The sequence below is a fragment of the Shewanella sp. UCD-FRSSP16_17 genome (assembly GCF_001675935.1).
GTDB classification, from domain to species: Bacteria; Pseudomonadota; Gammaproteobacteria; order Enterobacterales; family Shewanellaceae; genus Shewanella; species Shewanella japonica.
The window spans coordinates 1-23584 of sequence record NZ_LZFV01000013.1; the positions used below are offsets into that span (position 1 = coordinate 1).

The 23584-nt window shown below is 40.7% G+C and carries 20 protein-coding genes and 1 pseudogene; 8 read left to right on the forward strand and 13 right to left on the reverse strand.

Annotation, left to right across the window (positions count from 1 at the left end):
* Window positions 1–299, reverse strand: a pseudogene (locus tag A9267_RS09035) (hypothetical protein); the annotation flags it as partial.
* 362 nt (window positions 300–661) lie between these two features.
* On the opposite strand from A9267_RS09035, the gene A9267_RS09040 reads away from it, so the two are divergent.
* The 3 genes from A9267_RS09040 (at window position 662) to A9267_RS09055 (ending at window position 5041) form a co-directional block, all read left to right on the forward strand.
* Window positions 662–2005, forward strand: a complete 1344-nt coding sequence (locus A9267_RS09040) for a S41 family peptidase (RefSeq protein WP_065108951.1) — start codon at window positions 662–664, stop codon at window positions 2003–2005.
* An 870-nt stretch (window positions 2006–2875) separates the two neighbouring features.
* Complete coding sequence (locus tag A9267_RS09050) at window positions 2876–3772, forward strand: DMT family transporter (protein WP_065108953.1); 897 nt, start codon at window positions 2876–2878, stop codon at window positions 3770–3772.
* A gap of 126 nt (window positions 3773–3898) precedes the next feature.
* The gene (locus A9267_RS09055) at window positions 3899–5041 is read left to right on the forward strand and encodes a DUF481 domain-containing protein (RefSeq protein WP_082972313.1); all 1143 of its coding nucleotides are present in this window, start codon (window positions 3899–3901) and stop codon (window positions 5039–5041) included.
* 39 nt (window positions 5042–5080) lie between these two features.
* On the opposite strand, the gene A9267_RS09060 is transcribed toward A9267_RS09055, so the two are convergent.
* From A9267_RS09060 to A9267_RS09070, 3 genes are all read right to left on the reverse strand, one after another.
* Window positions 5081–5791, reverse strand: coding sequence for a phosphatase PAP2 family protein (locus A9267_RS09060; RefSeq protein WP_065108954.1), 711 nt, complete (start codon window positions 5789–5791; stop codon window positions 5081–5083).
* Window positions 5792–5935: 144 nt separating this feature from the next.
* Window positions 5936–6895, reverse strand: a complete 960-nt coding sequence (locus A9267_RS09065; RefSeq protein ID WP_065108955.1) for a ketopantoate reductase family protein — start codon at window positions 6893–6895, stop codon at window positions 5936–5938.
* Between the two features lie 14 nt (window positions 6896–6909).
* Window positions 6910–7281 (reverse strand): VanZ family protein, encoded by a 372-nt coding sequence (locus A9267_RS09070; protein WP_065108956.1) that lies wholly within the window; start codon window positions 7279–7281, stop codon window positions 6910–6912.
* Between the two features lie 169 nt (window positions 7282–7450).
* On the opposite strand from A9267_RS09070, the gene A9267_RS09075 reads away from it, so the two are divergent.
* The 3 genes from A9267_RS09075 (at window position 7451) to A9267_RS09085 (ending at window position 10084) form a co-directional block, all read left to right on the forward strand.
* Window positions 7451–7936 carry a YajQ family cyclic di-GMP-binding protein gene (locus A9267_RS09075; protein WP_055024353.1) on the forward strand — a complete coding sequence of 162 codons (486 nt, stop codon included), beginning with the start codon at window positions 7451–7453 and terminating at the stop codon, window positions 7934–7936.
* Window positions 7937–8110: 174 nt separating this feature from the next.
* A complete protein-coding gene (gene parM, locus A9267_RS09080) occupies window positions 8111–9106 on the forward strand; it encodes a plasmid segregation protein ParM domain-containing protein (protein WP_065108957.1) in 996 nt (331 codons plus the stop codon).
* 12 nt (window positions 9107–9118) lie between these two features.
* On the forward strand, window positions 9119–10084 hold the full coding sequence (locus A9267_RS09085; protein ID WP_065108958.1) for a hypothetical protein: 966 nt from the start codon (window positions 9119–9121) through the stop codon (window positions 10082–10084).
* A 128-nt stretch (window positions 10085–10212) separates the two neighbouring features.
* Here the strand turns inward: A9267_RS09085 and A9267_RS09090 are convergent, their stop codons facing one another.
* The 4 genes from A9267_RS09090 to A9267_RS09105 form a co-directional block, all read right to left on the reverse strand.
* On the reverse strand, window positions 10213–11667 hold the full coding sequence (locus tag A9267_RS09090; RefSeq protein ID WP_065108959.1) for an AmpG family muropeptide MFS transporter: 1455 nt from the start codon (window positions 11665–11667) through the stop codon (window positions 10213–10215).
* 120 nt (window positions 11668–11787) lie between these two features.
* Entirely contained in the window at window positions 11788–12126 is a 339-nt protein-coding gene (locus A9267_RS09095; RefSeq protein ID WP_055024350.1) for a hypothetical protein, read from the reverse strand.
* A 305-nt stretch (window positions 12127–12431) separates the two neighbouring features.
* Entirely contained in the window at window positions 12432–13016 is a 585-nt protein-coding gene (locus A9267_RS09100; RefSeq protein WP_055024349.1) for a peptidylprolyl isomerase, read from the reverse strand.
* A gap of 26 nt (window positions 13017–13042) precedes the next feature.
* Window positions 13043–13609: a YajG family lipoprotein gene (locus A9267_RS09105; RefSeq protein WP_055024348.1), complete on the reverse strand. Its 567-nt coding sequence runs from the start codon at window positions 13607–13609 to the stop codon at window positions 13043–13045.
* Between the two features lie 230 nt (window positions 13610–13839).
* Here A9267_RS09105 and A9267_RS09110 point away from each other — a divergent pair, with 230 nt between their 5' ends.
* Together A9267_RS09110 and A9267_RS09115 are read left to right on the forward strand one after the other, a co-directional pair.
* On the forward strand, window positions 13840–14865 hold the full coding sequence (locus tag A9267_RS09110) for a DUF2804 domain-containing protein (protein WP_055024347.1): 1026 nt from the start codon (window positions 13840–13842) through the stop codon (window positions 14863–14865).
* Window positions 14866–14963: 98 nt separating this feature from the next.
* The gene (locus A9267_RS09115; RefSeq protein WP_055024346.1) at window positions 14964–15830 is read left to right on the forward strand and encodes a sterol desaturase family protein; all 867 of its coding nucleotides are present in this window, start codon (window positions 14964–14966) and stop codon (window positions 15828–15830) included.
* A gap of 323 nt (window positions 15831–16153) precedes the next feature.
* Here the strand turns inward: A9267_RS09115 and A9267_RS09120 are convergent, their stop codons facing one another.
* From A9267_RS09120 to A9267_RS09140, 5 genes are read right to left on the reverse strand one after another with little or no spacing between them, the layout of a single operon-like run.
* Window positions 16154–17092 carry a sugar kinase gene (locus A9267_RS09120; protein WP_065108960.1) on the reverse strand — a complete coding sequence of 313 codons (939 nt, stop codon included), beginning with the start codon at window positions 17090–17092 and terminating at the stop codon, window positions 16154–16156.
* 41 nt (window positions 17093–17133) lie between these two features.
* Window positions 17134–18432, reverse strand: a complete 1299-nt coding sequence (locus A9267_RS09125; protein ID WP_055024344.1) for an MFS transporter — start codon at window positions 18430–18432, stop codon at window positions 17134–17136.
* Window positions 18429–18776 carry a cupin domain-containing protein gene (locus A9267_RS09130; protein ID WP_055024343.1) on the reverse strand — a complete coding sequence of 116 codons (348 nt, stop codon included), beginning with the start codon at window positions 18774–18776 and terminating at the stop codon, window positions 18429–18431. The genes A9267_RS09125 and A9267_RS09130 overlap by 4 nt, the downstream gene beginning before the upstream one ends.
* 9 nt (window positions 18777–18785) lie before the next feature.
* On the reverse strand, window positions 18786–21077 hold the full coding sequence (locus A9267_RS09135) for a heparinase II/III domain-containing protein (RefSeq protein ID WP_082972315.1): 2292 nt from the start codon (window positions 21075–21077) through the stop codon (window positions 18786–18788).
* A gap of 2 nt (window positions 21078–21079) precedes the next feature.
* Complete coding sequence (locus A9267_RS09140; protein WP_082972317.1) at window positions 21080–23392, reverse strand: polysaccharide lyase 6 family protein; 2313 nt, start codon at window positions 23390–23392, stop codon at window positions 21080–21082.
* Window positions 23393–23584: the final 192 nt, after the last annotated feature.

The window sequence follows — 23584 nt, forward strand, 5'->3', positions numbered from 1 at the left end:
TGTATTGGGTTCGCAATAACGAAGGGAAGGTTTGCTTCAGCACAGTGTATTGGGTTCGCAATAACGAAGGGAAGGTTTGCTTCAGCACAGGCCATAAYAAATGGCATTTCTAAGCGACCTGTTGCTTCAATAACGATGCGTTCAGGATGGTGTTTCTTGATTAAGTTAACAGCTTCTTTAATTCCTTTCTCATCGTTTTTGACGGTGAAAAAGATATCGAGAGGTCGGATATATATATCGAGCTGAAACTTACCCGTATCGACACCGATGTTAATGTTTTGATTAGTTTTTGAATTCATAATAAGCTAACTCTTGCTTGCAAATGCGGGTTCGAGACCCAGTAAACTATTCGAGTGTTTTGCTTGGAGTCCTTTGTCGCGTTCTTTCTTGTTATCGGTCTCTCAATAGAGGAGCCAGCAATCAATCGAACTACGACAAGGAAAGCTTTAGTTGCAGCTAAAGCCTGGGTCTCACATTACCCGAAACAGGGAAGTATTTGTAAATTAGGTGGGTTTATTATCCATACAAGCTAATAAATAAGGACAAAAAACAGTTTGCTGTTTTCGTTCCTCAACATTTTAGCAAACAATTTTTTGCCCATTATTAGGGCGTTAGATTTTTATGCCTACATCAGTATTCTAAGCTACTAAGGATAGTTTCAATGATTAAAAAAGTATTATTAGCTTCTTTGTTAATTGTATCAATTTCTGTTTCAGCCAAAGAGGTTGGAAATTCACCTGATAACTTATCAAATGAAGATAAGCTGTATGGTTTGTCATTATTTTGGAAAGAAGCAAGCGACAACTTTGCATTTTTTGATCAAGTACCTGATTTAGATTTTGATAGTGCATATAGAGAATATATCCCCAAGGTACTAGCTACTGAAACAACTTACGAGTATTACCGTGAGCTAATGAAATTTAATGCTTTATTACAAGATGGGCATACTAATATCTATTTACCTAAAGAACTTTCTTCGAAGCACGTAGGTTGGCCAGGTTTAAGTTTAACTGAGGCTGATCACCAAGCTGTAGTTACTAAAGTGGAAAAGGAACTACAATTTGAAATACCCTTAGGCTCTACTATTATCTCCGTTGAAGGAGTTGATTTAGAAACTCATTTGAAAATTAAAATCATGCCTTATATTGCAAGTTCAACCGAGCACATTTTATGGAACAATGCAGTAAGGGATATGTTAGATGGCGCACCTAACACCAAGGTTAATTTCACTATAAAAACTCCATCAGGGGAATTCAAAGACATAACTCTTACCAGAAATTCACGCCACCAACAAACAGATAAAGTATCTTTAAAACAACCAAGTTCCAATGGAGAACTACTTGAGTTTAAGTGGTTAGATAATGAAGTGGCTTATATAGCTTTGAACGGGTTTCATGATGAAGAAATTTTGCAACACTTTAATTCTGCTTACGAAAATATTAAAAAGTCTAAAGCTCTAATTATTGATCTTAGATTTAATGGAGGTGGCAACTCAAGCATTGCTGCTGAAATATTGTCTCATTTTACAAATAAAGACTTAGAAGGGGCAATTTGGAAAACCAGAAAACATATTGCTGCGTTTAAAGCATGGGGAAACTATAGTGAAAAATATAAAAGTTATGCCCAAGATAATGCATGGGAGGCAGGTGCTATGGAATCGCTCAAAGCAAAAGAAAATAGTCATATTGTACCTACCTACGTGTTGATTGGGAGGCATACCGCCTCAGCAGCAGAGGATTTTTTAATCTATGCAGATAAGCTAAAGCATTTTACTACCGTTGGTGAAAAAACATATGGAAGTACGGGGCAACCAATTTTCTTTGATTTACCAGGGGGTGGGTCTTTCAGAATTTGTACTAAAAGAGATACATACCCAGATGGGAGAGAGTTTGTAGGATATGGTATTACCCCACAAATTATTATTGATCGTATGCCTGAACATCTGAGATCAGAAAAAGATATTGTACTTTCTAGCTCTATTAAACAGCTGAAAGAAAAAATCTAACAAGAAATTCAACAAGGACTAAATACAGCGGGCTGTTCGCTTCGCTCCATTTTAGCCCACAATTTTTAGCCTGTTAATTAGGCGTTAAGTGCTTTGGAGATATCGCGCATTAAGATAGTAATAGGGAGTTTTTTTTGTGTTGGTCTCGTTGAGGCTTTAAGTGATTACCTCATTTATATTCAGGTAATTTTACCAATGTTACCTGAAGTTCAGGCTGTACCAGTTTTCTGGTGGCTTATCTTATTTTCTCCTCTTATTGTTGTCTGCATCGTTATCGGAGGGTTGTCTAAGTCGGTAAAAGGCATAGTTCCACTTGCCACTTCAGCTTCAATTTCTATACATTTATATAATCAAATTGCTGCAATACTTAATCTTCCTGGTCATGCTAAAAGTTGGGCATTTGAAGCTCCCTTAAAGTTTTGGTCTATTGGACTCGGCCTTCAGACAATGTTTTGCTTCTTATTAATGCTCATTGGGTATGCTATCGTAACGTATTATGTACATCGCAAAGTCAGTACTTGACAAGCGCCTGCAATCTGTCCTCCGGCCACTGTCACCTTTTGTGCAAAAGTAATATGTGGGTCAGTGTACACTTTAATTTATTACCTTTCCTAATCCCACGAGCGATTCTATCCCCTTTGCGCTTACAAGCTTCTGTTCAGAACCATACTAACTTTAAATCATTTATCTCCCCCACATGACTATATGCGAACAAATAAGTATGTTCGACACAGGTCGAACGCTACTTCTAGGCTAGAACAAATTACCAGCAATCTATTGCTGAGTGTGTGATACTTTAAAGTATTAAAAGACTGTTCAATTAAGTCATTAAAATAAACCTCAACTCTATGAATTATTGGGTATAAATGTATGTGGATAGCACTGACAATACTTGCCGCTTTTATGCAATCTTGGCGTAATGCATTTCAAAGTGAGCTGAGTCAGCAAGTGAAAGTCAGTGGTGTCACCTTGGCGCGCTTTATTTGGGCAGGTCCAATTGCTGCTTTATACCTTTTCAGCCTTTATCAATTTCAACCCAGTGAGCTTCCCAGTTTTAGTTATCAATTTTATGCTTTTGTCATTGGGGCATCTTTGATGCAAATTTTGGCTACGGGATTGATGGTTAAACTATTTCAGTTAAAGAACTTTGCTGTTGGTGCAGGGCTTGCGAAAAGTGAGGCCTTGGTCGCGGCGATATTAGGTGTGCTGTTTTTTGGTACGAGTCTGAGTTTGTTAGGCTGGATTGGTGTGATAATTGGTGCGGTGGCTGTAATGCTGTTAAGCACTCAACGGGGTGTTAAGCGATTATCGCTTAATACCATAGTGCTTGGTATTGGCAGTGGGGTTGCGTTTGCGTTCACATCCCTTTGGGTACGAGAGGCAAGCTTGCTGCTCATGACTGACTCAGCGATGTATGACCCTATTCCATTTACCCATAGAGCTGCTTGGGTGTTGTTATCTGTTATTGGTCTACAGACATTGATACTGGTCAGTTACCTTGGGATTAAAGACCGAGCGACATTACTGGCGCTTTGGCATAGACCAAGGTTAACGCTTTCAATCAGTGTGTGTAGCTGTATCGCTTCTATAGGTTGGTTTAGTGCAATGTCGTTGCAAGCTGTGCCTTATGTGAAAACCTTAGGTCAAATTGAAGTGTTTTTTACTATGCTCATTAGCGTATTTTGGTTAAAACAAAAAGTGAAGGTTAACGAAATATTGGGTTTAGTCTTAATAGCACTAGCTGCAATTTTGGTGATGTGGACTTAACATTTAGCTGCAGCTGACGGGGTAACCCCATTTGGGGTTTAATGCCTTATATTGATTTTAATTTGTTGTTTTTTCGTACTATACTAGCCTGAGTAAAACCAAGAAGTCTTATTCAGGGAGTGTTTTATGATTCACCTTGCTCGACAACTGAGTGTTGCCATAGGCTGCACTAGCCTCTTATTTACATTAAGTTCTAATGTTTACAGTGCCACTCTTTCGACAGAAAGTTTAGCGCCTGAAGGTAGCCAATTATCAGGTGCCGCAAATTTTACTCCCGAACAAGTTACCCCGCCTCAAGACAGTGAGTTTGATTGGCTACAGTTAACTTCGATGGAGCTGTTAAAAGGGGAAATAAAAAACCTGTATGATGATCAGCTTGAGTTTGAAAGCGATGAACTCGACACTCTTTTTATTGATTGGGATGACGTTAAAGTGCTGCAAAGTGCTGGCACGGTCAGTATTGGCTTTTTAGATTTAAGCACCCAAAGCGGACAGTTATTGGTGCGTGATGGTAAAATGTTTATTGACGGTAAAGAGTTTCAGCGAGAGCAAATTCTGACCATTATCGCAGGCGAGCAAACTGAATCTAATTACTGGTCGAGTAAAATTAGTTTAGGTGCCAACTTTAGATCGGGTAACACTGAGCAAATTGATTACAGTGCTATCGCGAAAACTAAACGCAGAACCACTGAGTCTCGATTTAATATCGACTATATCGGTAACTATTCTAAATCAGACAGTGAAGAGAAAATTAATAACAACCGTATTAATACCAACTTCGATTGGTTTTTATCTAAGCAGTTTTATTTGCGCCCTGTGTTTGCTGAGATTTATACCGATAAGTTTTTAAACATTGAATACAAGCTAACTTTAGGTTCGGGTTTAGGTTATAACATCATTGATACTTCGAAAACCGAGTGGAGTATTTCAGGTGGTCCAGCATATACCTATACTAAGTTTAATAATGTCGAAGCGGGAGAAAGCACAGACAGTAGCTCCGCAACTGTGGTAGTTGAGACGGTTTATGATACCGAAATAACCAGCGATATCGATTTTATCACTTCTTATCGTGTGCAATACGGTGATGATGATTCTGGTGGTTATACTCATCATGCTTTAGCGACACTTGAGATTGAGTTAACGGATATCTTCGATTTAGATTTATCGTTTGTCTGGGATCACACAGCGAGCCCTCAACCTGATTCTGACGGCAATACGCCAAAAGAAAATGATTACCAGTTTATCGTGGGTTTTGGTATCGATATCTAACCGTTAATCGCTCTCAGTTAAAGTCAACGAATCATCAAATTAGGACCTATTGAAAGGTCCTTTTTTATGTCTGAAATTCTTGTTGTGACAATAATAATTAATACTCAGTTGGCTTACGAGTAAACCAAGCGTTGCGCCCGCGAGAATATCGCCCAAATAATGATAATTTTGCAGTAATTGCCCTAGCACTACCGCCAACATCGCAAATATCCATACCAACTTAAAACGGGGGAAACATTGCCAAAACAACGATGCGAATGTAAACGTCAATAGGGTGTGTCCTGACGGGAAAGAATGAAAGCCTGCCGATAAAGAAAACGGATAAAATGCCTCTACGCCATGGGATATCCAAGAGAGGTTATTGTTAGTCCAAGTTTCTGGCCAAGTGCGGCCAAACACTATCTTGGCGCTGACTCTGATAATAGTGGCGTTGATTGCAACCAATAAGATGATATTTCTTAGATGATAAAGGCGCAGTTGATAGGGCTTAGTTAGGCTAAGCACAACGATGATGAAGGCCAATATTTCCAGCACCAAAGGACTTTTGGATAATGACTCTAGCACAGCATGTGTTTGGCTTGAGTAGGCAAAGCTGGCTATTTTTACATGCATTACATGATGTATATATTCAGCTAGTGGGCGGTCAAAGTAGGTTATACAAAATAAAACCCCAAGCAGCATGCTGATATACCCTGCAACAATGGCAGGCTTGAAAGGTTGGTAAGTGGGCGTAAAAGTCGGTTTGGTCATAAGACTAAGGCAGCTTTTTATTAGTGAGTACAAGGCTGTTTGTATAAGCTCAAGGTTGTTATTTTAAGGCTCAGGGCTGTTATCTTAAAGCTCAAGGCTGTTTATATAAGCTCAAGGCTGTTATCAATAAGTCTAGCGTCAATCCTATAATGAGCTGACATCATCCACGAGTTGGTCATTCACAGGGGTAGCAATATGATGATACTTCGCCCGTGACGTGACATAGCCATTAATTTGATGTATTTCAGTTTGGCGTTGGTGCGCAATATCTTGATGCATTGAGGAGTAGTTATTCGCCGTCAGTGCGATAACCTGATAGACGTATTCAACCATTGCTGGTTTGGATAGCATTACGCCGTCTGCATTAGCCACCATGATACATTCGTCGATAATATTATCTATGCGTGTTTGGTATTGCGGTTTGGCGAGTTGACCGTTACGGCACTGTTCTATGGCCGTAAGTGGATTAATCGCACAGTTGATGACCAGCTTTTGCCAGAGGGCTAAACGAATGTCCTCGCTTACGTGACAATCAGGTATTGCTTGGGTTAACAGTGCCAATTGCTTCTCTGTTAATTTTTTGCCTTTTAAATGGCCCAACATTGTCTTACCTGTACCGGTTTGACGCACATGAAGCTTGTTGCATTTTAATGCCGCTTGCGATGTTGTGCCAAGATAAAGGTTAATGTCGTCTCTTTGATGTTGTGCCAATAAAGCGAGGGTATCTAAATGCGGTCCCATGCCATTATGCAACAACAGCAATGTGCAGTGCTGCGGCAGGCTATCGATGAGTGGCCTGATGGCATGCGTTACTTGATAAGACTTTACACAAACGATGATTAACGAAACTGAGGCAAGTTGAGTGTGAGTTATCGTGTTTACATCGCACATCACCCCTTCAATGATCTGTGTCTCGTTGGTGGCTTCCTTTGAAAAAGGTTCAAATGTCAGTGCGTGTTCTTTGATTAAATCCCTACCGAGTAATATCGGCTGAGTGAACTCAGATAACTGCTTGTAAACCAACATGCCGATGGCGCCAGCACCAAGAATGGCAACCGTAGGTTTAGTGGCGGCAACCGTTTTGGTTGTGTGAGGTTGAAGCATAATGGGCTCGCTTATTATACTTTTGAAGCAGGTTTAGGGAGTAATTTAGCCGCTTGGTACTTTCTAAATACAAACAAAAATAGATAGAACAAAGCAATCCCCAGTACGTCAGCGACCACATCGGCTACCGAGGCACTTCGGTAAGGTATTTGGGATTGGATAACTTCAATTAAAATCGCATAAGCAGTGAGGACAGAGCACATCCAATACCATTTAGGCTTAAACGCAAAGTAGGCGAGAAACGCCAACCCTAAAAAGCTGACCGTATGGCCGACTTTATCCATATTTGAGAAGGTAACTGGGTAATTAGGTTTGGAAAAGACTAAGTAACTCACCACAAGTACTGCGACTACAAATGCGCCTGTAAAAAAAAGTTTTAATTTCATGCTGTGGTTAACTTAGCCTGATGCAATATCGTTTCGATGCAGCAATGATAGAAAATACCACGATTAATGTCATTAACTTCCAGATAATTATTGTTTTCTATTTTATGGAGGGTTTGCCCTGTGGTGGAAAATGCTAGAATAGTGGCATCGTAAATAGGGGAGAACTCCAATGCCATCTATGGATATTGTGTCAGAAGTTGATGAAGTCGAACTACGTAATGCTGTCGAAAACTCACGTCGTGAGCTTGCTGGGCGTTTTGACTTTCGTGGTAAAGAAGCTGAAATCGAACATAAAGATAATGTGGTTACACTGAAAGCTGAAGATGATTTTCAGTGTCGTCAATTGGTGGATATTTTACGTATACAATTAAGTAAACGTAACGTTGAACCATCAGCGATGGAAGTGGATGAAAAGTCAGTTCATAGCGGTAAAACCTTCAGTTTAAAAGTAAAGTTTAAGCAAGGGATTGATAGTTTAATTGCCAAAAAGTTGGTTAAACAAATCAAAGACAGTAAATTGAAAGTACAATCGGCGATTCAAGGCGACTCTGTTCGTGTGACGGGTAAAAAGCGTGATGATTTGCAAGCGGTCATGCGCTTAGCAAAAGAGTCCGAACTAGGGCAGCCTTTTCAGTTTAATAACTTTCGTGACTGATTAGTTTCAATTCGCTTATTTGAATGATGCAAGCGCCGTAGCCGTTAAAGGTTACGGCGTTTTTTATTATCTAAATCATTAATCGATAAAAATTCATTTTTTATTTAAGTTGTGAGCGTTTGTGGTCGCCTTGTTGCTGCACACCTTTCATTAAGACACTTTAAGATTCGCGTTATGAGCACTGCAAAAATGAAATTTGCCATCGATGATGGTTCTACCAATGTCAAAATCAGCTGGATTGAAAATGACAAAGTACATTGTGTGACTTCTCCTAATTCGTTTAGGAAAGATTGGAAAAGTGCTGCATTACTCAATGGAAAGAAGATATTTAATTATCAAATAGGTTCGACCAAATACACCTTTGATGCCACATCGGACAGAGCGTTATCAACCACTCATGTGGCATATCAGTACGATGATTTAAACCTATTATCAGTGCATCATGCCTTACTTCAAACGGGTGTAGCGCCATGCCCTGTGAGCATTTTGGTCACCTTACCAATTACTGAATATTACAATGCGGATGATTGCCAAAAGAATGAAGCCAACATCGCCCGTAAAAAAGAAAACTTATTGCGTGAAATTTCGCTCAATAAAGGTGAGTTATTCCAGATAGTGGATGTTGAAGTGCTGCCTGAAAGCTTGCCTGCGGTGTTAACAACGTTAGTGGATTCTGGTATCAATGCCTTTACTAAATCGTTAGTCATTGATGTTGGTGGCACAACCTTGGATATGGGTGTGATCGTCGGTGAATTTGATGACGTGTCGAGTGTATACGGCAATGCCACTATCGGCGTGTCTATGGTGACAGACGCCGCGAGAAAAGCCTTGGCAGCAGCTGATAGTGACGCAAGTTACTTGGTGGCAAATGAGCTAATTAAGCACCGTCATGACCGTGAGTTTGCTTGTGAAGTTATTAATGATTTAAGCAAAGTTGATTGGGTGCTTGAATGTATTGAGAACAAAATTCAAGAACTCGGTAATGCAATTGCTTATGAAGCCAAAACCTTTATGCGTAACCCTAACCGCGTTTATCTTGTGGGCGGCGGCGCTATGCTGATTGAAGAAGCTGTGCATGCCGTTTACCCAAGCTTAGGTGAAAAAATCGTGTTACTTGAACAGCCTCAAGAAGCCTTATCTCGTGAGATCTGTTGTTATCACGCAGCTTAATAGGTAACTTTTATGCGAATTCAGTGCACATTTAATTTAGCGCCAGAGCTACATAAGCAACATAGCTTTGCTATTGATAATTTAAGAGCTTGGCAAGAAACGGAAAAAAGCCGTGGTGATGATAAAGATATTGCCCTTCAGCGGCGCAGTCACTTTCATCGAGACATCTACCTCAGCGGCCTTTATTTGCACCAAGTCTCGGCTGATTTACCTAGGCTTATTAGTGAGCAATATCATGTGGATGGCGTCAGTGCTGCTCGATTAATGAAGCAAATAAGCTTATTTGATGACACTGAAAGTGAGCCAGCAATAGAGCCTAGCCTTGCCACATCGCATCAAGGTCTAGAGGAAGCTCAATGGCAACAGTTAGAAGTTATATTGGCAAGCCACCGAGAGGAAGTCTTAAAGCAGCAGGAGGCGAGTGCACAGCAAGCGCTTCAAGCGCAGCAAAGCTTGTATCAAAGCCATTTTGAAAAAATGCAGCTCAATACAACAGAAGCCGTCGGTGGATTAGAAACGTCGCTGTGTGGCAAGTTTACCACTGAACTGCAAGAGACAATTAACAGTGCTGATATTAATCGTGTTGATATTAATTGTGTTGAAATTAGTAATGCGCTAACGACATTAAGCGAGCAAGTAGCAACGGTTGAACACAATAACCAAAAAATGCTATCAGCTCTAACACAACAAATTGAATCAATGTCGGCAAGCTTGCCTGATAATGTGCTTTCAGCTCAAGATAATCTTGAGCCATTCACTGATATTCAAACCGCCATTGAGACTAATCAAAAAGCGATTCAGCAGTCTATTTTGCTATTACAACAACAGTTAACCAGCCAATTTCAAGCGGTAGCAGATAAGCTTAATCAAGGATTATCGATCAGTGGCTCCCAAATGGGCGCTACAGAGTTGGCTGAGTCTCAGCTAACGTCTCAATTGGCTCGAGCCAGCAAAGTTAAGTCAAAAGGCTTGTGGTAACTGCAGTGCTGTATATGTAATGCGTATAAAAAAGCCCAACCTTAAGTTGGGCTTTTTGTTGTGACTAATTGTATTCGATGACGTGTGAATGCTGCTGTGCAGTATACGTGTAGAGTCTGTTAACTCTGCTAAGTGAGTTTATTGGCATCACTGTTTACGTCAGCGCTTTTTTCGTTAGCGCTATTTGCATCAGGGTTTGCTGATGCTGTTTGCTTATCAGCCTGTTGGCAGGGGGGAGGGTAGCGCTGTAATAAGCTAATCATCAATAACACGGGGAAGCCAATTAAACTGGCAGCAATAAAGAAGTTAACGTAGCCAAATGCGTTTACATATACCCCAGAAAACCCTGCAATAAACTTAGGGAATAGCAGCATAATTGACGACAGTAATGCATATTGGCTGGCACTGTATCCGCTGCTAGTTAAGCTGGATAGGTAAGCAATAAAGGCGGCAGTTGCAATCCCTGCACTAAAGTTGTCTACCGAAATGGCAAAGGTTAAAAATGGCACGTTGTAACCAATATACGCCTGCCAAGCAAACAGTAGGTTGGTGACTGCAACAAGTAAAGCACCGACAAACAAAATCTTCATCGTGCCATAACGCATAATTAAAATGCCGCCCGCACCAGCACCGAGTAACGTCATGATTAATCCATATACTTTACTTAAAAACGCAATTTCTTCTTTGCTAAAGCCCATATCGACGTAAAACACATTTGCCATAATTCCCATCACAATATCTGAGATCCGATAACAAGAAATCAGTAATAAAATCAGGATGGCACTTTTACCGTAGCGCTTGAAAAAGTCGACAAATGGCAACACGCTTGCACTGTATAACCAGGCCATAGCACTTGCCATTTTAGTCGGGTATTTTTGAGCAAATTTTTGCTTTAATTGGCGTTCGTTCTCATCAGCATCTTTAGTATCAACTTGAGGCTCCTTACAGAATAAGGTGGTAATGAGCCCCACTGACATGAGCATTGCCATGACAAAGTAAGCGGTTTGCCAAGCCTCTAAATTATAGTCAGTGTTACCTGGGTCAACCCATGCGGCGATAGTTAATGCGCCAGCTGTGGCCACTATCATAGCGCCGCGATAACCCACTTGGTACGCAGCAGCTAATGCCGCTTGCATGTCTTGCGGTGCAGATTCTATTCGAAAGGCATCAATCACAATATCTTGAGTGGCAGAGGCAAAAGCCAGAATGAGAGCAAAAATGGCTAGCTGTTCTAAATCAACGAGGGGATCGCTTTGCGCCATACCTAATATCGCAGCTACAAGACCAAGTTGGGCAAAGATCATCCAACCTCGTCGCCGCCCAAATAACCGTGTAAATACTGGCAGTGCCATTCGGTCAACCAATGGTGACCAAGCCCACTTAAAGGCATAGGTGAGGGCTATCCAGCTAAAATAACCGATAGCCGCACGGTCAACACCGGCTTCTCTAAGCCAAAAGCTAAGAGTGGAAAACACCAGCATGAGAGGCAAGCCTGCAGAAAACCCAAGCAATAACATTGCAAGGACACGTTTGTGATAATAAACAGATAAGGCTTCACGGGTACGAGATAACAGTTCTGACATTAAGGCAACTGATTGAAGGAGAATGGCTCTAGCTTATGCTGCGCTGCTCATTGGTTCAAGCCATTCTGATTGGAAATTTAACCTATTATAAAAACAGGGATAACAAAGGGAAACTTTTGGTTAATTTGTCGGCCGTAAACCGATACAACCTGATGGCATTGTGCCACCTATATTAATGTAATCGCAGCAATCATCGACTTGTTGACGTAAGAATTGATTACCTCTAATTACAATCGCGGGCCATTGGTCAAAACAATGGAGAAGATGCCAAAATACTTTTTCTGTGTCGGTAGGAGTTTGGGGTTCGAAAGTCGGGCTATCGGCAATAGATTGCCACTCTTCGAGTACGTCCCACATGTAGAGCTTAATTTCGCTGTGCTCTAATTGGTTATTTAAAAATGCTTTCCCATAATAGGCAAGCTGCGGCGCCTTTGTTTCTATGAAGTCATTTGGGGTCATTGATGACATCCTTTTTTAAATACAATCCATGAACAAAATCTGATAAATGAATACAAGAGTGTGAGCTTGTGTTGTCACACGGAAATCAAAACACGGGAGTAAAACAGTGAATAGGTTAGGTAAGTATAGTCAGGATTGTTGAATATTTACTCGAATTTACATTGTCATCGAAAATTCAGTGTTTTGTTCTGGAATAATTTGTAAACCAAAGATAACAGGCTAAAAAAACTGGAGTAAAATCAATGTTTCACTCCAGCTGTTGTTGAAAAAATGATTTAATAAAAAGTGGTAATTATGGCCCTTTTTTATTTTTTCAGTAGTGTCGCTTTATTCAGTTTGATTTCTTTGATAGGAAAATCAGGCCAGTTTAATTCATCGTTATGGCCAGTCGGCACATAAGACATAGCTTCTAAAACTGCCATCCCTTCAATGACTTCGCCAAATACCGCATATCCCCAACGGCGTTTTGAAGGGTTAAGGTTTTTATTGTCACCGACATTAAAGTAAAACTGACGGGTCGCAGAATGCGGATCATTATCACGAGCCATGGCAATCGTGCCCATACTGTTTGATAACCCGTTTCCTGATTCGTTAAATAGCGGGTCCATAGATTCACGTTCTTCAAGCTCAGGGCTCAGGCCGCCACCTTGAACAACAAAATCAGCGATAATACGGTGAAAAATCGTATTGTCGTATTCACCTTTAACGACATAAGTAAGGAAGTTGTCGACAGTGAGCGGGGCACGGGTGCGATCCAATTCAACGACGATTTTACCCATAGTGGTATCAAACTCGACTTGTGGGTAAAGCGTGTTAGGTTGAATATCAATGGCGGCTTGGCTCACCATGGATGTCAGTAACAAAATGCTGGCAGCAATCCACTTTAGCATGAGATCTTCCTTATTCGGGGTGAGTGTTATTGTTGTAAAAACTGATGCAGTTCTGCATCGTTTATGATTTTAGTGGTTAACTCATCAATGAGTTTGTTCATGTCTAATTCAAGCGTGGCAAAGTCAGGGCTAAATGGGCCTTTTAACATACCTCTTGCGTTGTAAATCTTAGTGAATTCTTGGTTCTCGTTTTTTGCGACAACATTGATAGTTAGTGCTGTTTTTGCTTCAAAACCGAATGTTGACTCTGTGACATCTGTAAGTAGATAGTCTAATTGGAATTGTGCGGTATGGCTGGCCGCTGGGTCGACTTGATAACCAGCATTTCTCATTGCCTTTTTAAATACGTCATCAAGCTGTTGCCTAATAGGTTCACTTGGGCTGACCAATTTTGCAGCTTCGCCTTCTTTGTTAAATCTCACAATAAAGTTAGCTTTACGAACGTCAATGGTGCTGACTGCAACAGAATCAAAGCGATCAATTTTATACTCTGATACAGGCACATTGGGGTTTAGTGCAATATGAGTGGGAGTATGACTGGCGCAAGCGGTTAAAAATAGGGCGGAGCAAAGCACTAATGACAATGATTTCATAACTAAAAATAATAAAAAATGGTGGGCTCAGAATAACAGATTTTAAGCACCAATCCAGCCTAATTAGTGCAGTTAATTAGCGTAACCTGATATCTATATTGAGGATTTGAGCGGTAAGAATCTTATTCGCAAACTCACGCTATTTGACTTCAACTGTTAATTTGTTCACGTTAGAGTAATTAGTGCGCAAGCGTAATAAACCACATACAGAGATAACACACGGAATAAGTATGTCAATGAATCACTTACAACTTGCACCTGACAAGCTAATGAATGCTGAAGGACAACCTATATTTGGTCATTTTGATGGTGCGGTATCAGATCTAAGCATTAAACAGTTTCACTATTTCAATGAAATGGATAAGCCTTGCTCTTGGTGGGCAAAGTACTTTGATTATAAACAGTTTCAATTTATCAATATCACCACGCCTCGATATATCATTGGTGTTGCTATAGCTGATATCCGCTATGTTGGTAGTAGTTTTTGTTATTTGTATGATATTGAAAAAAACCGCTTAACTGAAACTCAAGCTTTAAAGCCACTGTCATGGGGAATGTCGGTTTCGCGCTCTCCTTTGCAAGGAAAAGCCCGTATTAAGCACAAGCAAGGTCCTATTGTTTTTTCCATCAAAGAAGGCGTATGGCAACTCAGTATTCAAACTGACGATATTCAGGCCGAGTTAACGTTAGAGCCGCCTGTGCTGAGTTTACCTATGAGCTTATGTACCCCAACGGGGTATAACGGCTGGACGTACACCCAAAAACACAATGGCTTAAAAGTTAAAGGCAGCTTAACCATTAAGCATGAGCCACAGCCTTTACAATACGCACTTGGCGGCTATGACTTCTCTGCGGGGTATATGCGCCGTGAAACGAGCTGGCGCTGGGCGTCAATCAATGCGCAGGTTGAGCATGGTGTGCTTGGACTTAATCTTGCTGCTGGCGTAAATGAAACCGGTGCAACGGAAAATGTGCTTTGGATAAATGGCGAGCGACATTTATTGCCTGCGGTTAAGTTTGATTTTAATCGACATGTAAGTGACGATTATTGGCAGCTTAGCACCGCTGATAACCAAGTGGATTTGACCTTTAGGGCGTTAAATTGTCGTAGTGAAAAACGCAATTTTGGCTTTTTGAAAAGTAACTTCAGGCAGTACATTGGTTATTTTAGTGGCCATATTATTGATAATAATAACCGTAAACATGTTTTACGAAATCAGCTTGGGCTGACAGAAGATCATTTTGCTAAATGGTAGGCCTTGTTTAATAACGACATGCAGGGTTCAGAAACTAACATCAAGAAACTAACATCAAAAAATAAGTTTAAAATAATAATAACTAGGATGGACATTCAATGGATTTGAATTCAATTATCGATCACCCCGAAGCACTACTTTTAGTACTTGCGCCTGTGTTCTTTATTTGCATTTTATTGGAGTGGTTTTTAGGGGATTTACGCCACAAATTACCGCTTTCTGCTCGTTATCAAAAAGCGGAGGTCTGGTGTAATGTTTGTTTAGCTGGCATGCATCAATTGACTGACATTCTTGCTGGCCTGTTAATCGCGAAAGTGTATTTATACTTTTTTGGTTGGAAGTTATTTGATATTGAGATGGGGGTACTCAGTTTTCTCTTATTGATGGTGTTACAAGACTTCTTTTATTACTGGTTTCATCGTGCAAGTCATCGGATCCGTTGGATGTGGGCCGCACATGTGGTGCATCACAGCTCTGAAAATATGAATTTTAGTACAGCCTTCAGGCAGAGCTTAATGTATCCATTGGCTGGAATGTGGTTATTCTGGCTACCCTTGATAGTGATTGGTTTTGAACCTAATTGGGTGGTGTTTGTGGTATTACTGAACTTAGGGTTACAGTTTTTTGTGCACACCCAAGCGGTGAAGACGCTTGGACCAATTGAGTGGATTTTTAACACGCCTTCCCATCACAGAGTTCACCATGGTCAAAACCCTGAGTATATCGATAAGAACTATGCTGGGGTGTTGATCATATGGGATAAGTTATTTGGTACCTTTGAGCCTGAAAAAGCGACGGTTATTTATGGGATTACAAAACCGGTAAATAGCATGAATCCGATAGTGGTTAGCTTTGCTGAATGGCGAGATATGTTCAAAGATGTCAGTCAGCCTGACTTATCGATTAAGCAGCGCTTGTCGGTGTTATTCTCGCCGCCACAACAAGAAACGTCTACAAAGAAGTAAGCACATAAGCTGCTAATTCCTGTCGCTAGATACTCTTTCAATGATATGCGTTTATGCACTTCTTAGATTGGGGATTTGGGTGATTGTGGCAAATGAAGCTTTATTGATCAGGTTAGGGGCGAGATAGGAAATGGCCTAACCTACATTATTGATACCTGAAAGGGAGTGGATACCAATAAAGTAGGTTGAGCCAAATAAAAAAGGGCTCTTTGGGTACAGCCCCAGCTTAAATTATCTTTAGCTAATTCATTAGCCTGCATTAATTGAACCGCTGAGCAATGAGTAGTTAATCGGCGACTCATCAACACGAGGACAAATGTTTTTTACGATAGAGATAATGTCTTGCTAAACTGATTAAACTCGACCTTGTCTACGATTGCGCCTTTATGCTGTATAACAAATGCAGCCGATTTAGAGGCGAGGTCAACGGCATCTAATACCGCAATACCATTCATTCTTGCCCCTAAATACACACCGTTAAACGAGTCACCAGCGGAGGTGGTATCCACCACATTCGTGACAGGTTTTACCTTAAATTCAACTGGCTCTGATTGGTTAAATAATGCAACGACAGATTCAGGGCCATTTTTAATGATGAGCTCGTCAATGCTGAATGGGGCTAAAAAACCTATCATGTCAGCAGCGTTATTTATGGCGTAAAGTTGTTCAAAATCGTCAATACCCGGTAGCAGAGTATCGGCGGCATGAAATGCCAGCTCAAATTGCGCTTTGGCTTCGTTCGGGCTTTGCCATAATCGAGGTCGATAATTTGGATCAAACACGATTTGCACACCGGATGCTTTTAATTGTTTCACCATAGACCAGAAATCATTTCTGGCCTGAGGCTCTACAACAGCTAATGAAATGCCTGAAAAGAAAAACATATCACCAGCAGACAATTGCGCTATTTGTTCAGATTGAATGTGCTGCATAACTTGACGGGCTGCAGCATTTTCACGCCAATAGGTAAAGCTACGCTCACCATATTCATCCAACTGTATCGAATATAAACCAGGGATCTTTGTGTCCGATGTAAACACTAAATCCGTACCAATGTTCTCATCTTTAAAATACTGAATCATATTAAGGCTGAATGGGTCTTTACCTACCGCTGTGACCAATTGCACGTTCACATCTGTAAACGTGCGCTTTAGGTAAACAGCCGTGTTAAAAACATCACCAGCGAATGATTGCTTCATGGTGTTTGATGAGGTTGTCATCAACTCAATCATACATTCGCCAAGTAAAAACATGTTTTTCATTTACGGAGCCTTATTCACAAGGATTAAAAAATATTGCTAAGTTATTGAGGCTTTTTGACAGGCTCAATTTTAGGAATCAACACCCAAACAGCAACAATGGCAATAACAGCTAATGACGCGCCAATAACAAACGCTGGTGTGTAGTTACCGTCTGCAGTGAGGTATGGCACTAACGCTGTTAAACCTAATGCACCTAATTTAGCAGCCATGCCAGAGAAACCTGCTAGTGAACCAACGGCTTTTTTACCGAATAAGTCACTAGGTAGCGTTTGCACATTACCAATAGCTGTTTGGAAGCCAAATAAGATCACCGCCATAATGATTACCGCAGTTGTTGGGCCACCAGGACTCGCCATGCTAATGAGTGCTGGGAGCATGATTAAACAACCTAAAGTGATCGTCAGTTTACGGGTCTTGTTAATATTCCAACCCGCTTTTATGCGATTTTGCGCTAGCAAACCACCAAACCAAGCTCCCAGCATTGCACCTACATATGGAACCCAACCGTAAATACCGATAGATTTAACATCCATACCGTAAACTTCGTTGAGGTAAATCGGGATCCAGAATACAAATAACCACCAAATAGGATCGATTGCAGCAGAGGCAATGATCACGCCCCAGCTTTGTTTGTGCTTTAACAGTTGACCTGTTGTTGGGTTATATTCTTCTTGGTCGCATTCACCTGAATCGTCAGTTACTTTTTGACCTGTAAGAATATATTCACGTTCTGCTTCGGTGATCCAAGGGTGAGACTTAGGTGGTGCTTTAACCAAGATAATCCATGGAATAAGCCACAATAGACCGACTAGACCGATAACCACAAAAATCATTTGCCAGCTAAAATAAACTGTCATGTAAGCAATGAGTGGAATAGAAATAATACCGCCAATTGCTGCACCAGAATTGAAGATACCTTGTGCTAAGGCACGTTCTTTAGCTGGGAACCAATCAGCGTTACTTTTAGCCGCTCCAGGCCAGTTACCTGCTTCTGCAACACCGAGTATGGCGCGGAAAAAACTGAAACTTAATGCGCCTTGAGCGAATGCATGTAACGCAGTCGCAATCGACCAAACACCAATTGATAGAACAAACCCTAGGCGTGTACCGACCCAGTCAAAAATTTTGCCGAATATGGCTTGACCAAAGGCATAAGATAAAATGAACACAATAGAGATATTGGCGTAAATCTGTTTACGTTCTAGGGCAGACTCGTCAGGGAAGATGTCTTCCACAATATCAGGCCACAGTACGCTAAGTGCAGAACGGTCAATGTAGTTAATAATTGTCGCAATGGCGATCAATAAAATTACCCACCAACGAAGGTTGTTGATTTTCATGCTAATCCCTCTACAAAATCTTCTCGAGCAGGACTGAAAGTATCAATTAAAATACCGCCAGTTGGGCAGGTTGCCCCATGGTCTGCATGGGGCGGAATGAAACAACTGTCTCCAGCTCTTAGGATTTTAGTGACACCATCGATATTGAAGTGAAATTCACCTTCAACAACATAAGTCACTTGAGAATGACGATGGGCGTGGTTATAACCAATAGCACCTTTCTCGAACCAAATTTTGACGGCCATTAACTCATGGTTAAAGCCAAGCATTTGGCGTTTAAGACCGCCACCGATATCTTCGATTTCCGTTTCATTGCCAAATGAAAAGTGTTCACTCTGTTTCATTGTTAACTCCTACTGCGAAATTTGTATTAACTGGTATCTAGTGTCAAAACTGTATGTTTTGCCTAGATAAGAAAAGCGCTGGGTTGTGTTGTTATCTTTGTTGTTGTCCAAGCTATTCTTGGTTTGGTGGTTTATGGCGAGTACAAAAGCTGTACTACCTTGATTACTGAGAACGCTAAACCCGACAATGCTGAGATCACCTTGACGTTCATAAGTTAGGGTCTCTAAATTGCTGGTGGCATTAAGGGTGTATTCAGCCGATGGGTTATATTCGCCATGGGGCTCCAATACGCTTACAAAACGATGTTGCTTGCTATTGGTACGTTGAATAAAGCTATGCTCATTACGTAGGTTAAAGTCAGGGTCATTGGCACCTAGCTGAGTAAATAACACGTCAGTATTGCCATCAACGATACTGCTATGGGTATAAAACAGACCGTTGTCGTTTAACCAAGTGACTTTTGCTACCCCTTTTTTAGGCGTCGCATTCGCTTTAAGCCACAGGTGTTGATAACCCGCTTGTTTACCCAATGGGGTTAACTTTTCCGTTGCAGCTTGACGAGCAAAGTTGCTGTCGATTAGTTGCCCTTGGTAGTGTAATGGCAGATCATATTGATGTGAGTTGTTGCTATTAACCTCGACGATATCAAAGACAAGTGGCGTGTCTTTGTCATCAACTTTGACAGAAACCAATGCCATGGTTCGGCTTATATTGACGTCATCATAAGCGGTATCGATATGAGCAGATGCTAGCGTTAATTTGTCATCATGATGATAGAAGTCGACGATAGGGTGATTTTTATTACCCACTTTTACATCACCTTTAAAATGACTGGTCTCGTCGACAACTAAGGTGTTGTGCGCAACGGTTTGTTTTGCCCATGTCTTATTTTCAGGTAGGTAACGTCCACCGGCTTTGGCTTCAATATTTAAGAATCTAGCAGCGCCATAATCTGAGACAATTTCTTCGCCTGCATCATAAAATTGCCATGTAAGCTTATCAAAATGACCGTGACCTAAGCCTTGAGCTGTTGCTTTGAATACGATTGCCTGATCAGTCGGGGTGTGCTGACGCATTACAATTAATGCACCTTCATCACCATTTTTACCATCAAGGAATTCACGTGAATTAAAAGGATAGTGGCTTGGCTTATTCGCATCGATTGCTTGCGCTAATTTAAGGCCATCTCCAGTGAGTAAGATTCTGTTTTGTTGTTTTGCAATATCAACTAAATCATTATTAGCTGTTAAGCCGTAAGCAATGCTGACCGCAATCACAAGTTCAGTGGTATCTATGCCTTTACTCTTAATTGCATCATTTAACGGAAAGAATAAACGGTTGTAGCTTAATTCAACTGTGCTGTAGATAGCTTTGAGTAAAATATTATTGCGGTACTCAAAAATCTTGCGTTCAGGTTGATTTTGCTCGATGGCTTTTGCAAAGGTAACGAAAGGTAGTAAGGCATAGCGTTGATAATATGGCCCTTCATTGTAATAGCCATCTGGTGAGAACAACTCATCTAGTTGACGTAAAAAACCGCCTTTGCCAGATTTTTCAAGATCAAGCAGTGCTGTTTCTACTAACTCAGGCTTATCTAACACAAAGCCTGTCATCCCCACAGCAGCAGTCGCCCAAGTACCATGATTATGAACCTTATTGAAGGTATGGGGTGATTGCACTGACAAGAAGTCTGCCACTGGAAGAAGAATGCCAGTTTCAATGGTTTTTCGCTGAGTGTCATCAAGCGAACTTACGATAAAGTCATACGCTTGGATGGTATAAACAAGCCATACCGCTTCATTCAACCCTTGCCAAAATAACTTACCTTCGTTGCGTGACTTACGCTTTGGATGTAAAGGAAGGCTTGGGTATAGTTTGGCATACTCAAGTAACATATCACGCACATAATCAGCGTATTTTTGTTGTTGAGTCAGCTGATACATCATGCCAGCGTCGTACATTTGTTGATAGTTTTTCTTGTGGCGTTCGTGCGTATAACCCCCGCCTGCATCGACAGGAACAGGCACTAAAATCGGCTGTGTTAATAAGCTATCGACTTGAGCTTTTTGAGCTTCAAATGCTTGTTTAAATGAACCTGGTTGTTTAATTGCTACACGCATAGTTAACACATCTTGCTGGTTTACAACTAAGTTTGGATGTGTCGATTGTGATGCATGTACTGGTGATAATAAGGCGCTCACAGACACTAACAAAGTGACTGAGAAAGCAAATACACCAGAACGTCGTATGCTTTTTACTAAAGCTGATTGTTTGATTAAGGCTATCGATAAAGAAATCATAATTACTGCGCTTTATTGTTAGTGTGGTTAACCGTGTTATCAGCGATTAATGCAGTGGTTTTACCAATTGCATATAACTCTGTGACTTTAGGCTTGGCGGTATTGGTAAACTGATTGTGAGTGACCTTAGTAATGGGCTCACCAGTGGTGTGTTCAATGTTGACGTACGCACTATCTACAAATTGATTTTTATTGATGTCAGCAACTTGAGCGCCATGGAGGAACAAACTTGCATGGGTTTTATTGCGTTTGCCATTGCCGACTTGTTTAACGTCGTTATTTTTAAAGCTTAGGTGTGGGCCAAAGGTGCTTTCATCGGTGCCACCTCGATACAACTTCACAATAGCGCCTTCAATTTGGTTGAAGTGATTGTTATTGATAGTCAGATATTCAGCGTTATAAATACCTAAGTCGTCAGTTTCTTTATTGAGTCTAAAAATATCACCGGTAATGAGATTAAAGTTGTTATTAATTATCTCGATGTTATTTGCAAACGCGCGTGCTCCAGAGTCAAAAAAGTGGAACGAATGGTTAATATTAAGCTGCTCGATATCACTGTTAAACATGCTGAAGCGGTAGTTGGTTAACATGCCCCATTTGCTGGTTCTAACAACGGTGTTGCCTGCAGAGTCTAAGCTGTTGGCACCACTAATTTTTACACTATCAAGCTTTAAGCTACCGCCATTTTGAATTTCAAATAAAGTTGGGCGACTAAAGGTGATCGTGGGCTTTTCTGTTTGCGCTGATTTAATGGTGAGTGTTTTATCAAGTTCAAGAATTTTCTCAATATGATACTGACCTGCTTTTAATAAAATGACATCACCATCTGCTGCTGACTTCACTTGATTAATAAAGGCTTCTGCATTAGCAACAGTATGCGTTTTTCCTGAATCAAATGCGGTTTCTGGCTCTGTTTTTGGGTACCAGTTAACACCTGTTTGCGACTTTAACGTTGGAGAAAGGCTTTTAGGAGCGCCAATGTTGTCATTACCTGACGTTGGGTAAAGTAAGCCATTTTTCTCGCGGGTTAATTTAATCTCTGTTGGCTTGATCCCTTGTTCAATCTCGTTATTCGATAGTTCATTAGAGATATTGTTTGAAAATGAAATTCCCGAAATATCGTCAAAAATAGAGAAGGGAGCTTGTTGATTATTATTAACAAATAGATTTTCAGAGACAGAAGAATCTTTTGGTACTGCTGAGCGTTCTTGATCGCTACCTGCAGCTAAATGAATGTGGTCGACATCGATAAAGCTATTATGGTGAACGTTAGCATTAACGACTTGGTGATAACGATTAATGGGTGAGTTAGGTACACCATTCATAATCGTAAAGCCGCTTCCGAATCGGTAACCTTTAAGACCTTCTAAATAGTTATTAGTAATGGTTTGGTCACGGTTAATAATACGAATGCCGCCTGTGTGGTCTACGCCATTACCCAAAAACACATTACTGTCGATGAGGTTACCATTGCCATGTCGTAAGGTAAGGGTTCCGCGTGATTCAAAAAATGTATTATTGCTAACTTTATTATTAGCAGACTTAATTGAGATGATTTCTACTTCACCATCACAACGGTCGAAATAGTTATTTTCAACAACGGTAAAAGAATCGCTCATCGAATAATGGCTGGTGCCAATGCGCAATGTTTCTCCGCCATTTGACCCAAGAATCGGTCTTGGACCAAAGTAGTTGTGATCAATTTTATGGTGATTTTCTTGGCTGGCTTCGGTATTTAATCTGACGGCTAATGTCACACCTTTATTGCGCTTTCCAACTAAATGGTTGTGGTCAAAACGGTTGTTTTTGCCATATAAAGACACCCAGTAATCAGACTCATGTCTATCTGGGTTGCTGTAATTATCAATCACGACTTCAGAAACGCGAGAGTTATTTGCGAGATCGTTTTTACTGGTTCTAAATGCAATGACTTCATTGCTTGGGGTGAAACCTGATTTAAAAACTAAGCCAGATACATGTAAATATTCACCTGACATTTTTAAGTTTGATTGACCAGAAAGGATAACTTTCCCTTTAGTCTCTGCCGTTAGTGAAATAGGGGCTTCTTTTGTACCTTGGCCTTTAAACTTAATTTCAAAATCCTGCCAAGTACCGTTAGCAAGAATAATGTTATCTCCAGCGACCAGCTTTTTTACTGTGTCTTTAAATTCATCAGGCGTGCTTACGGTATAGGAAGCGGCTTGAATATAGCTTGAAGAAAACACTAAACTCAGCATAAACGCGGACTTTAACGAAAGTGAGAACAACTTGTCATTGTTTATTGGGTTATTTGTCGACTTGCTTTGAAAACTCATAATGACTCTCTTTTTATATTTATTAGCGCTAGGTCGTTTGATTACTTTGTTCAATCTTTACCTTGGAAATAAACTCCTATCTCAATCATCGAGATAGGAGCTGTACGACTAAGTTTTACTTGAGGTTAAAACTTAACTTTTGCACCAAGGAAATACTTAGAGCCTGAGCGAGAATAATCAGCAACTGTGGTG

Excerpts from the sequence above, each read along its gene's own strand:
- A9267_RS09040 (WP_065108951.1), top strand. The coding sequence starts at position 662 with ATGATTAAAAAAGTATTATTAGCTTCTTTGTTAATTGTATCAATTTCT.
- A9267_RS09050 (WP_065108953.1), top strand. The coding sequence starts at position 2,876 with ATGTGGATAGCACTGACAATACTTGCCGCTTTTATGCAATCTTGGCGT.
- A9267_RS09055 (WP_082972313.1), top strand. The coding sequence starts at position 3,899 with ATGATTCACCTTGCTCGACAACTGAGTGTTGCCATAGGCTGCACTAGC.
- A9267_RS09060 (WP_065108954.1), bottom strand. The coding sequence starts at position 5,791 with ATGACCAAACCGACTTTTACGCCCACTTACCAACCTTTCAAGCCTGCC.
- A9267_RS09065 (WP_065108955.1), bottom strand. The coding sequence starts at position 6,895 with ATGCTTCAACCTCACACAACCAAAACGGTTGCCGCCACTAAACCTACG.
- A9267_RS09070 (WP_065108956.1), bottom strand. The coding sequence starts at position 7,281 with ATGAAATTAAAACTTTTTTTTACAGGCGCATTTGTAGTCGCAGTACTT.
- A9267_RS09075 (WP_055024353.1), top strand. The coding sequence starts at position 7,451 with ATGCCATCTATGGATATTGTGTCAGAAGTTGATGAAGTCGAACTACGT.
- parM (WP_065108957.1), top strand. The coding sequence starts at position 8,111 with ATGAGCACTGCAAAAATGAAATTTGCCATCGATGATGGTTCTACCAAT.
- A9267_RS09085 (WP_065108958.1), top strand. The coding sequence starts at position 9,119 with ATGCGAATTCAGTGCACATTTAATTTAGCGCCAGAGCTACATAAGCAA.
- A9267_RS09090 (WP_065108959.1), bottom strand. The coding sequence starts at position 11,667 with ATGTCAGAACTGTTATCTCGTACCCGTGAAGCCTTATCTGTTTATTAT.
- A9267_RS09095 (WP_055024350.1), bottom strand. The coding sequence starts at position 12,126 with ATGACCCCAAATGACTTCATAGAAACAAAGGCGCCGCAGCTTGCCTAT.
- A9267_RS09100 (WP_055024349.1), bottom strand. The coding sequence starts at position 13,016 with ATGCTAAAGTGGATTGCTGCCAGCATTTTGTTACTGACATCCATGGTG.
- A9267_RS09105 (WP_055024348.1), bottom strand. The coding sequence starts at position 13,609 with ATGAAATCATTGTCATTAGTGCTTTGCTCCGCCCTATTTTTAACCGCT.
- A9267_RS09110 (WP_055024347.1), top strand. The coding sequence starts at position 13,840 with ATGTCAATGAATCACTTACAACTTGCACCTGACAAGCTAATGAATGCT.
- A9267_RS09115 (WP_055024346.1), top strand. The coding sequence starts at position 14,964 with ATGGATTTGAATTCAATTATCGATCACCCCGAAGCACTACTTTTAGTA.
- A9267_RS09120 (WP_065108960.1), bottom strand. The coding sequence starts at position 17,092 with ATGAAAAACATGTTTTTACTTGGCGAATGTATGATTGAGTTGATGACA.
- A9267_RS09125 (WP_055024344.1), bottom strand. The coding sequence starts at position 18,432 with ATGAAAATCAACAACCTTCGTTGGTGGGTAATTTTATTGATCGCCATT.
- A9267_RS09130 (WP_055024343.1), bottom strand. The coding sequence starts at position 18,776 with ATGAAACAGAGTGAACACTTTTCATTTGGCAATGAAACGGAAATCGAA.
- A9267_RS09135 (WP_082972315.1), bottom strand. The coding sequence starts at position 21,077 with ATGATTTCTTTATCGATAGCCTTAATCAAACAATCAGCTTTAGTAAAA.
- A9267_RS09140 (WP_082972317.1), bottom strand. The coding sequence starts at position 23,392 with ATGAGTTTTCAAAGCAAGTCGACAAATAACCCAATAAACAATGACAAG.